The organism is Mycoplasma sp. 480 (genome assembly GCF_051353065.1).
Lineage (GTDB): Bacteria > Bacillota_I > Bacilli_A > Mycoplasmatales > Metamycoplasmataceae > Mesomycoplasma_A.
Genome location: NZ_CP195722.1, coordinates 376,527 through 387,041, shown reverse-complemented (window position 1 = coordinate 387,041; position 10,515 = coordinate 376,527). Strand labels below are relative to the sequence as shown.

The following is a 10,515-nucleotide window of genomic DNA, read 5'->3' as shown; positions in this document are numbered from 1 at the left end:
TTGTGTTATATTTAATAGTAATGATTATGGAATTATATCATAATTTACATTAAACAGAATAAAACAATAACTAGATGATTAAATCTAGTTATTTTTTAAGTTTTTTTTCTATTTTCTTTCTTCATAAACAGAAGCAACTTTTCTGTTTCTTTTTGTTTCGAATTTTACATATCCGTCAATTAGTGAGTATAATGTGTCATCGTTTCCACGTCCAACATTATTTCCAGGGAAGATTTTAGTTCCTCTTTGTCTGAAAATAATTGCTCCTGCAGTTGCGAATTGACCATCACTTAATTTAACACCAAGACGTCTACCTATCGAATCTCTACCGTTTCTAGTAGAACCACCAGCTTTGGTTTTTGCCATTTTAAATTATCCTTTCAATTCTGTTATTTTTACACGAGTATAAGGTTGACGATGACCTAATTTTCTTTTATGAGTTGATTTAGGGTTGTGACGATAAACAACGATTTTTTTAGCTTTTCCTTGTTTTTCAATTACACCTTCAACAACTGCACCTTTAACAAAAGGTGTTCCAACTTTTTTATCAAGAACAAGAACTTCGTTAAAAGAAACTTTGTCTCCTTCGTTTCCATCAATTTTTTCAATAAAAATTGTATCTCCTGATTTAACAATAAGTTGTTTTCCACCAGTTTTGATTATTGCAAACATGCTTCCTCCTCATATGGCTCATCTTTGAGGTTCATTTTATAAATGATTGGACTTTTTAGTCACTACCTTTTTAGAATGGTTACACAAGTAACTATTTAATTATAACACTTTTTAATTAATATATAATAAAAAAATGTATTATATTTTGTATAAGAAAATATGTTTAAGTAAAATCTTTTTACAAATTTAATAGATAATTAAGCAAAATATTATATAATTCAAAAGAGTATTTCTAATATATACTCCTTGATCTTGAAAAAAGATCCTGATGACCGAAAGGAGCCAAAATGGCAAAATACGAAATTATGCTAATTTTAGCACCAACAGAAGATGTTGCATTAGCAGAAAAAATTGCAAAAGAAGTTTTTTCAAATGGTGTTAAAAGTGTAGACAAATTAGAAAGAACTGAGTTAGCTTATCCAATCAATAAATCTAAAACAGGAATTTTTGTTTTAATGAATGTAGAATCAGAAGAAAGCAAAATTGCTGAATTTGTTAGAAAAACAAACATTCAAAAAACAATTTGAAGAAGTCTTGTTGTTAACTTAGACACAGAAAAAGGTTTAAATAGAAAAGTAAAACCTAAAAAACGTAAACTTTCATTCTTTAAAAATCAACAAAACTCAAAAGAAAATTCTAATTCTGAAAATTCAGAACAAAATAAAGAAACAAAAGCTGAAGAAAAAAAAGTTGTTAAAAGAACAAGAGTTACAAAAAAAACTGAAAATAAAGAATAATAAGGGAGTTTGCAATGAATAAAGTTATATTAATAGGAAGAATAGCGAATAATTTAGAATTAAATAAAACTAAATCTAATATTAGTTATTTAAGATTAACAGTTGCTGTATCAAGAAGATATTCAACTAATGATGGCAATGAAATTACTGATTTTATACCTGTTGTAGTTTGAAGAAATAGTGCTGAATTTTTAGCAAGAAATGCATCAAAAGGTTCTAGAATCCTTGTGGAAGGTTCCTTTGCTACAAATAGTTTTGTTAATAATCAAGGACAAAACGTTACTTCAAATGAAGTTTCTGCTGAAAATGTAACTTTATTAGAAAGCAAGCAAGAAAGCGAAAATAGAAGAAAAAATATTAATAATAACCCTTCTGTTTCAGCAACAAATCCTGCAGAACCAACATTTTCAACTGTAAATAATTCAGAATATTCATCAAAAAATAATGTAGAAAAAACTACTTTAAATGATGATGAAGAAGAAACAGATTGAGATGTTGAAAGTTTTTTATAATTAACTAAGGAGAAAAATGATTAATCGTAAAGTAAAAAAACAATTCAAAAAAAGACCTTGTAATTTTTGTTTAGAATCAATGCAATATATTGATTACAAAAACACAGAATTACTTAAAAAATATATTAGTAGTCATGGAAAAATTCATCCTTCAAGATTAACTGGTACATGTTCTAGACATCAAAGATTATTATCTACAGCTATCAAAAGAGCAAGAATTATTGCATTATTACCATTCGTATCTGAAAGAATTAGAAAATAATATAAAAATCTTTAGAGCAATACTCTAAAGATTTTTTAAAGGAGAAATATGTCATTAAAAGCCGGAATAGTTGGATTACCTAACGTAGGAAAATCCACTTTGTTTTCTGCATTAACAAAAGTGCAAGCTGAATCAGCAAATTATGCTTTTACAACTATTGAACCAAATATTTCAATAGTTGAATTAAAAGATAAAAGATTAAACGAAATTGCAAAATTTGTTAATCCTGAAAGAATCTTGCCAACAACCTTTACTTTCGTTGATATAGCAGGGTTAGTATCAGGAGCTTCTAAAGGAGAAGGTCTTGGTAATAAATTTTTATCTAATATAAGAGAAGTAGATGCAATTATTCAAGTTGTTCGTTGCTTTGAAAACAAAGATATTTTACATGTTGCAAATGAAATAAATCCTAAAAACGATGTGGAAGTAATTAATTTAGAATTATTACTTGCTGATATGCAAGTAATTGAAAATGTAATTAAAAGGGTAGAAAAGAAAGCACTCAATAGTAGTGATAAAGATGTAAAGGCGGAATATCAAGTTGCTTTAAAACTCAAAAAAGCATTTGATAATAATATTCCAGCAAGAAACGTTAATTTATCAGAAGAAGAATTAAAAATTGTCAAAGGTTACCAGTTATTAACATTAAAACCTATATTATATGTTGGAAATATCTCTCAAGAAGATATAGAAAATCCTTTGAATAATAAGCATTTTTATAATCTTAAAACTCTTGTTGATTCTTACAATAATTTATTACTTCCTATTTCTATCCAATTAGAATATGAAATTAGTTTATTAAATGACGAAGATAAACAAATATTTCTAGATGAATATAAACTAGAATATTCAGGACTTGAAATTTTAACAAGAGAAGCATTTAAGCTTTTAAATTTAGCAACTTATTTTACAGCAGGTGTTAAAGAAGTTAGGGCTTGAACTTTCACCAAAGGAATGTTTGCACCACAATGTGCAGGAATTATTCATAGCGATTTTGAAAAAAAATTCATAAAAGCAGAAATAATTAGTTATAGTGATTATATTGATAATGGTGGTGAAAAAAACGCTAAAGAACAAGGAAAAATGCGTCTAGAAGGAAAAAATTACGAAATGCAAGATGGCGATATTTGTTTATTTAAATTTGGAAAATAAAAAATGAGATACTTAAATCTCATTTTTTTATTATTGTAAATAAAGTGTAGTATTATTAATCAATGAAATTAGATAATATAGAGAATAAACATCAACTAATATATCATTATAAACTTTATTTAAAATTTTAACTTTATCAGATGATTTTGGAAAATCTAGTTCCATAAAACCAAAACTACAATTATAAGTATAATAAATTCTAGATCCTGATGATAATAAATGTAATCCTGTAATTTGAACACCGTTTTTATCATGATATCTCTTTAGTGATAGTTCCATTGCAAGAGGTGTATACATTTGTCTTATTTTTAATTCGTTATTTGAACGTGGAGAAAATGTTTTAACAAAATCTTTATTTTCTAATTTCTCTATGTTTTTTTTACTAAAAAAAGATGATCTAAATAATTCAAAGGCAAAACCTTTATCACCAAGCACTGTTGTATCGATTTGCATAATACCGTTATCTACGTATGTAACTCTATCGTTATCCCCTTTTTTCTTAGCATAATCAATACATTTTCATTTTAAGTTTAAAAAAACAACAGGATATTTTTGATTAATTAAAACTCTTTTAATTGATGTTTTGCTTTCTAAAACAACTTTATCATAGCTTCTTGCTAAATCACTTTGAACTTCTTCAATGTGTCTTTTATCTAAACTAAAATTATTACTTTCGTCAATTTCTTTATTTATTTTATAATCATAGGTTTCATCTAAAACTTTAATGCTTTCTTTATAAATAGAAGGAACATTGAGGTTTTTTTGAATTTCAAGTTGAAGCATCAAAATTAAATTTTTCTTTTTCTTCATAAATATTGAAGCTACCAAAGAACTTATTAAACCTAAAACAAAGAAAACTAATGCAGCTACTGTTAAAGAAACATTTTTTTGAAGTAATCAAATAACAACAAATAAAATAGATAATCCAAGTAAAACTAGTGTTGTGATTATAAAAATAGAAAAAATTAAATGTGCTTTTTTTATTTTTTCTTGTAAATCTTTTGTCTTATCAAAAGTTTCATCTATTGTATTTTTAATAAATGGATAAATTGTTTCTTTTGAAATATGTTGAAACTCTGAAAATGTTTTATAATTGTCTATTGTTTTCATCTAATTTTATAAATCTTTCATAGAAACATCTTGTCTTTGTTGTGCGCTTGCTTGGAATAATGGATAAGTTTCTAAGTGTAATGAACTTGATATAACTGTTGCTGGGAAAACTAAAATAGAAGTGTTAAATGTGTTAACTTTACTATTATATAGTCTTCTTGCTGCAGCTATTTCTCTTTCTAAATAACTTGTTTGTTCCATTAATTCACCATAAAGTGCTGATGTTTTTAAATCTGGATAGTTTTCTGAAACAGCAATCAATCTACCTAAAACTGAATTAGTTAAACCTTCTACTTGAGAAGCATTATCAATACTTTTAGTCATATTTCTTAATTTAGTTACATCAGTAAGAATAGATTGTTCAAAATTTTTGTGTGATTTAACTTGATCTACTAATTTTATTAATGTATCACTACGTTTAGCTAATTGAGTTTCGATTGTACCAGCTGCCTCATTGATTTCATTTTGTTGTCTTAAAAATCCATTTCTTTTAACTAAGAAATAAATTGGTGCAAAAAATAGAAGTAATGTTCCAAAAACTCAGAAAAATACTTTTGCCGCTACTGAACAAACAGGTTTTTTTGCACTATTATCAACTGTAGGTTCAAATCCTTTTGGTTCATTGTTATTATTTGGATTAAATAAATTTGCCATAATTTTCCTTTCTTTTTTTTATATTTATATTATTAAATTATGTTTAACTTTATATAAATTAAATCAGTAGTAAAATTTGTTTTGATATTCAACTAAGATGATTTTTTATGAACAAATAATCCTACTAATAAAATTATATCAATTAAATAGATTTTATTTTACATTAAAATTTCATCCATTTTTTGAATTAATAAATTTAAATTTTTCTTTTTTGTTGAAGAAACAAAAAAACATTCATATTTATTTAGTAATTCGATTTCTTTTTTGACTTTATATAATTGTGACTGGTTTAATTTGTCTATTTTAGTTGCAACTAAAATAATTTTTTTATTTAAAAATTCTAAAAATTCTAACATACTTTTGTCATTATCAGTTAATCCAATTCTAGAATCAAAAAGTAAAAAAGTAGTATCTAAATTTTCCCTAAAAGTAAAATATTCTTCAATCATATTGAACATTTTTTCAGAAAGAGATTTTGACATTTTAGCATATCCATAACCAGGTAAATCCACGATTATTTTTTGGTCGTTGTTTTCAAAAAAATTAATTAATTGTGTTCTACCGGGAGTATTTGAAGTTTTTGCTATTTTTGTGTTTGCAAGAGCGTTTATTAAAGAAGATTTACCAACATTAGATCTACCTATAAAACAAATTTCTTTTCCTTTATGAAAATATCAATTTTCTTTTTTTGAAGAAGATACTATAAATTTTCACATCTAAAATCCTTTATCATAAATTTTTTTATGTCTTTCTAATGTTGAACTTATTTCTCGGTTTTTTTCATCTGGAAAAAATAAAATTGTTTCTAATTCGCTGTAAATTTCTTTATTTCCATATGCAAGTTCTAATTCATAACTAAAGTCTATATCATTTCTTGCTGCTCTTATTAAAAATTTAACATCTAGTTTTTTTGCAAATTCTGCAGTCAACTCTTTATCGTTAATCAATATTTCTACATTTTTAAGTTTATCTATTTTTTGCTGAACTATTGATTTTTTTTCTTGAAATGAACTTATTTGCTTTTTATCTGGATTTCTAGTTATTACAACATATATAAAATCAAATACTTTTAAAGCTTTTTGTAAAATATTTAAATGCCCTTCGTGAAAAGGATCAAAACTACCTGCAAATATTGCTTTATTCATATAATTTTAATGCGTCTTGTGCAATAAGTAATTCTTCATTAGTTCTTATTACATAAACAGGAATGTCGGATTTAGAAGAAGAAATTAATGTATAATCTTTAATTTCTGAAGGTGAAACATTATTTTTATCTTTATCCAGTTCAATATTTAAATTTGGTAAGGTTAATTTTTCAATAACTAATTCTCTAATAAAACTAGAATTTTCACCAATTCCTGCTGTAAAAACTAATGCATCTATTTTTTTACCAACTTTATTAATGTAGTTAACTAAATAATCTACAATTTTTTGAATATATAAATTTAAAGTAAAAATTACATTTTGATCATTTTCTTTGTATCTTTGAACCAAATCTCTCATATCAGATGAAATACCAGAAACACCTAATAATCCAGATTGTTTATTTAATAAATTGGTAAATTCTTTTAAAGAAATATTAGCAGCTTCGGTTGCATATTCATGAATCGCCGGATCTATATCTCCACTTCTTGTTCCCATCATTATGCCCGCTAATGGAGTAAATCCCATAGATGTATCAAATGATTTAGAATCTTTAATAGCACATAAAGATGCTCCATTTCCTATATGTAAATTAACAAAATTTATTTTTTCTTTATTTAAAATTTTTTCTAATTTTAATGTAATAAATTTATGACTAATTCCATGCATTCCATATTTTTTAATGCCGTATTTTTCTGCAAATTCTTTATTAATCCCGTATTTTGAATTAATATCAGGAATAGAAGTATGGAAGGCTGTGTCAAAACTAGCACTCATTTTAGCATTAGGTAAAACTTCTTGCATAGCTTTAATTGCTTGGATTGCTCCAGGATTATGTAATGGAGCAAATTTTGAACATTCATCTATTAATTCAATTGCTTCTTTTGTTAATTTTGTAGAATCTTTAAAATATTCACCACCATGAACTACTCTAAATCCGATTAACTCAATTTCATCTAAAGAATTAATAATTTTATTTTCTTGTCATAAATCAAGTGTTTTATTTGCTGCTTCTTTATGATTTTGCATTTCAACTTCTTTTTTAATATCATTATCACCAAATGACATTTTAATAAAAGAATTAGCTATCCCAACTCTTTCTGCGATTCCTGAAGCTATAACTTTAAAATCTTCTTTATTAAATAATGATCATTTCATTGATGAAGAACCAGCATTTATTACTAATATTTTTTTATTCATATTATTTTTCCTCTTTAAAAGTCTGTAATGTTGTAATTAAAACTGTATTATAAACATCCTCTACAGTTGATCCTCTAGATAAATCATTTACAGGTTCTGCAATACCAGTAATAACTGGACCAATTGCCCCATAATTCCCAAGTCTTTGTGCTATTTTATATCCTATATTTCCTGCATCTAAATTAGGGAATATAAAAACATTAGTTTGTCCCTCATATGACTCTTTTTTATATTTTGCTTTTCTTACATTTTCGCTAATAGCTGCATCGAATTGAATTTCACCGATAGCTTTAACATCATCACTTAATTCATTAAATTTAATAGTTGCTTCTGAACTTAATTTAGATTCATCACTAATAGCTGAACCATCTGTTGAAAAAGAAAGGAAAGCAATTTTTGGTTTTATTCCTAAATTCTTTGCAAATTCTTTTGAATTTAAACCAATTTCTGCTAACTGATCTGAATTTGGTTTTATATTTACAGATATATCTGAAAAAATAAATTTTTCATTTTCTTTGTGCATTATCATAGCAGATGAAATAGTTTTTATCCCTTTTTTAGGACCTATCACTTTAAAACCAGCTCTTAAAATATCGGCTGTAGTATAATTTAAACCACCAACTACACCATCTACTTCTTTGTTTTTTAACATCATCATTCCATAAAAAGGATTGCTTTCTAAACTTTTTTGAGCAGATTCCATTGTTTCTTTTCCGTTTCTTGCTTCAAAAAATAATTTTGCGTATTTTTCCTTTTTAGAAGAACTAATTACTTCTTGTTGAATTTTAGAAGAAAGGTTTTTATTTTCTTTATTTACAAGTAAAATAACATTTACTAAATCAGTATTAACTAATTTTTTAGCTGCATCAATAGCTCTTTGATCTTCTCCATCTATTAATAAAATGGTTTTTTTTGATTTTAATTCTTTGTTTTTTATATCAATTTTATTTTCTAATTCTTTTTGAAAAAACATTTTTTCTCCTTATTTATTTAATAATAAAAATTATAATACTTTTTTAAAAAACTATTTCTTTATTATTGAAAATAAATTCAATAAAAGAATTATTTTCGTTTTTTTATAAAAATTTATAAAAAATAAAGAAAGTTATTTTATTTTTTTGTATTAGTTTTATAATTTATAAATAGTAATTTTTAAATAATCAAAAGGAGAAAAATGTTAAAAAATAAAAAAGAAACAAAAAAAGCATTATTTATAGCTTTGCCAATTATCGCAATCGGAATTCCTGTTGCCGTGGGAACAACTGCTATTGTTTTAAAACATAAAAATAATCAAAATATAGATATTAAAAAAAATGAAACAACTAATTTCAGTATTTCTAAAAATACCAATGGATGACAAATTTTTCTAAAAACTAAAGATAATCAGCCTATAAACAATTCATCCAAAGAAATTGAATTTACTAATGAAGAAAACGAAAGTATTACTTTTAAAGCATCTTGACAAAAAGTGAATAATGATAATTTTTGAGTTATAAATATAAATGATTTATCTATTCCAAAAAAAGGTAGTTATTCAATTCAGATACCAAGCGACATTACACTTGTTGAAAAAACAGAAAATATAAAAATTAATTTCCCTTTTTTTGAAATCAAAAATACGGGAAAAAAGGGGGAATTAGAAATTTTCTTTACCAATATTTTAAATAGTAATTCTATAACTTATACTTTAGAAAATATTGAAAATACAAATATAAATAAAACAAAAAACATAACTATAGTAAATAATTCATTAAAAATAGATATACCTAATGATTTAGTAAAAGGAAAATATTTACTTAAAAAATTATATTTTAATCCCACTGATAATTTAATTGATAATCATTTTTTAGAATTAAATAAAGAAAAATTAACTATTTCAAATTTAAATTTTGGACAAATCATTGAAAATAAATTAATTATAAATTTAGAAACTTTAAATAAAAATATAAAAAATCCAAATAATTTCAATAATTTTTCTTTAATTTTCGAAAATAGAAATAATGAAGTTAAAAAAATATTAGGAACTATTGAAGAAAAAAATCTTTCTTTTGACTTAAATCAATTAAGTGATAAATATGTTTGAAATATTTTGCAATTAGAAATTGCAAATTCTTCAAATGAACAAAATAAAATTATTTCCAATTATAAAGATTTTAGTGAATCTATAAAAAATTATTATAAAGCAGAAAAAAAAGAAGTTTCACTTGAAAATTCTTTTGTAACAAATAAAAGTTCTTTACTTTTTATAAATGATCCGAATAATTGAATAGATTTAAGTTCTCAAAAATTTAAAATTAAGCATTATAATAAAAATAAAGAATTGTTAGAAGAAGTTAATAATTTCAACGTTGTGGATTTAAAGAAAAAAGCTGTATTATTTGAATTTAAAAATTCTTTTCAAACAGAAGATTTTATTCAAGTTGAATATTCCAATAATGAAATTAATTTAAATAAAAATAAGTTTATTTTTAATAAAAATACAATAGAAACAAACAATCTTATTACTGTCCAAAAAGAAGAAAATAAATTAGATATTTTACTAAAAAATAATTTAGAAACTACTAGTAGTTCAGAAATAAAAGCAAGTTTCGTTGTAATAGATGAAAAAAATCATATTACTACAAATGAAGAAAAAATATTACACTTAATAGATAAAAATAAACTAGAAATTATGCTGAATGATTCTTTCTTTGAAGCTAATAAAACATATTATTTATCTTCAATAGAATTTATTAATAATGCTTCACATATGCTTATACCTTTTGCTAATAAAAAAATCACTAAAATTTCAACATTCGAAAATAATATAACAAATATTAATATTTTAAAAAGAGAAACTATAAATAACATAACTTATTTACATTTTGAACTACCAAATACTTATCTAAATAATGAGTTAAATCACCTATTTTCAATAATAATAAATAATAAAGAATATAAAGGATATACAGATTTAAACACGCTAACTTTCTATATAAATGATAATTTACCAGAAAGTTTATCCGGTTCTATAATTAAAGATCTAAACTCTGAAAGAATATTTAAAATTAATAAATAAAAAACTCAATCAAAT

13 protein-coding genes are annotated in these 10,515 nt (G+C 24.0%); 5 read left to right on the top strand and 8 right to left on the bottom strand.

The annotated features are described in order from the left end of the window. Positions 1-108 precede the first annotated feature (108 nt). Both rpmA and rplU read right to left on the bottom strand, forming a co-directional pair. The gene (gene rpmA, locus ACR34G_RS01800; RefSeq protein WP_436359100.1) at positions 109-366 is read right to left on the bottom strand and encodes a 50S ribosomal protein L27; all 258 of its coding nucleotides are present in this window, start codon (positions 364-366) and stop codon (positions 109-111) included. Between the two features lie 6 nt (positions 367-372). Next, a complete protein-coding gene (rplU, locus tag ACR34G_RS01795; RefSeq protein WP_436359099.1) occupies positions 373-672 on the bottom strand; it encodes a 50S ribosomal protein L21 in 300 nt (99 codons plus the stop codon). Positions 673-959: 287 nt separating this feature from the next. Between rplU and rpsF the strand changes: the two genes are divergently transcribed. From rpsF to ychF, 4 genes are read left to right on the top strand one after another with little or no spacing between them, the layout of a single operon-like run. Next, positions 960-1,409 carry a 30S ribosomal protein S6 gene (gene rpsF / locus ACR34G_RS01790; protein WP_436359098.1) on the top strand — a complete coding sequence of 150 codons (450 nt, stop codon included), beginning with the start codon at positions 960-962 and terminating at the stop codon, positions 1,407-1,409. A 14-nt stretch (positions 1,410-1,423) separates the two neighbouring features. Further along, positions 1,424-1,921 (top strand): single-stranded DNA-binding protein, encoded by a 498-nt coding sequence (locus ACR34G_RS01785; RefSeq protein ID WP_436359097.1) that lies wholly within the window; start codon positions 1,424-1,426, stop codon positions 1,919-1,921. A 16-nt stretch (positions 1,922-1,937) separates the two neighbouring features. Then, positions 1,938-2,183, top strand: a complete 246-nt coding sequence (gene rpsR / locus ACR34G_RS01780) for a 30S ribosomal protein S18 (RefSeq protein WP_436359096.1) — start codon at positions 1,938-1,940, stop codon at positions 2,181-2,183. 48 nt (positions 2,184-2,231) lie between these two features. Next, positions 2,232-3,335 carry a redox-regulated ATPase YchF gene (gene ychF, locus ACR34G_RS01775; protein ID WP_436359095.1) on the top strand — a complete coding sequence of 368 codons (1,104 nt, stop codon included), beginning with the start codon at positions 2,232-2,234 and terminating at the stop codon, positions 3,333-3,335. 30 nt (positions 3,336-3,365) lie between these two features. Here ychF and ACR34G_RS01770 read toward each other — a convergent pair whose 3' ends face one another. From ACR34G_RS01770 to ACR34G_RS01745, 6 genes are all read right to left on the bottom strand, one after another. Beyond that, entirely contained in the window at positions 3,366-4,445 is a 1,080-nt protein-coding gene (locus ACR34G_RS01770; RefSeq protein WP_436359094.1) for a hypothetical protein, read from the bottom strand. Positions 4,446-4,451: 6 nt separating this feature from the next. After that, complete coding sequence (locus tag ACR34G_RS01765; protein WP_436359093.1) at positions 4,452-5,099, bottom strand: LemA family protein; 648 nt, start codon at positions 5,097-5,099, stop codon at positions 4,452-4,454. 158 nt (positions 5,100-5,257) lie between these two features. Continuing rightward, positions 5,258-5,815 (bottom strand): ribosome biogenesis GTP-binding protein YihA/YsxC, encoded by a 558-nt coding sequence (gene yihA / locus ACR34G_RS01760; RefSeq protein ID WP_436359092.1) that lies wholly within the window; start codon positions 5,813-5,815, stop codon positions 5,258-5,260. Beyond that, positions 5,816-6,244: a pantetheine-phosphate adenylyltransferase gene (gene coaD / locus ACR34G_RS01755; RefSeq protein WP_436359091.1), complete on the bottom strand. Its 429-nt coding sequence runs from the start codon at positions 6,242-6,244 to the stop codon at positions 5,816-5,818. Next, on the bottom strand, positions 6,237-7,442 hold the full coding sequence (locus ACR34G_RS01750; RefSeq protein WP_436359090.1) for an acetate/propionate family kinase: 1,206 nt from the start codon (positions 7,440-7,442) through the stop codon (positions 6,237-6,239). The genes coaD and ACR34G_RS01750 overlap by 8 nt, the downstream gene beginning before the upstream one ends. Before the next feature lies 1 nt (position 7,443). Then, positions 7,444-8,415, bottom strand: a complete 972-nt coding sequence (locus tag ACR34G_RS01745; protein ID WP_436359089.1) for a phosphate acetyltransferase — start codon at positions 8,413-8,415, stop codon at positions 7,444-7,446. Between the two features lie 201 nt (positions 8,416-8,616). Between ACR34G_RS01745 and ACR34G_RS01740 the strand changes: the two genes are divergently transcribed. Then, on the top strand, positions 8,617-10,500 hold the full coding sequence (locus tag ACR34G_RS01740) for a hypothetical protein (RefSeq protein ID WP_436359088.1): 1,884 nt from the start codon (positions 8,617-8,619) through the stop codon (positions 10,498-10,500). The last annotated feature ends 15 nt before the right edge of the window (positions 10,501-10,515 follow it).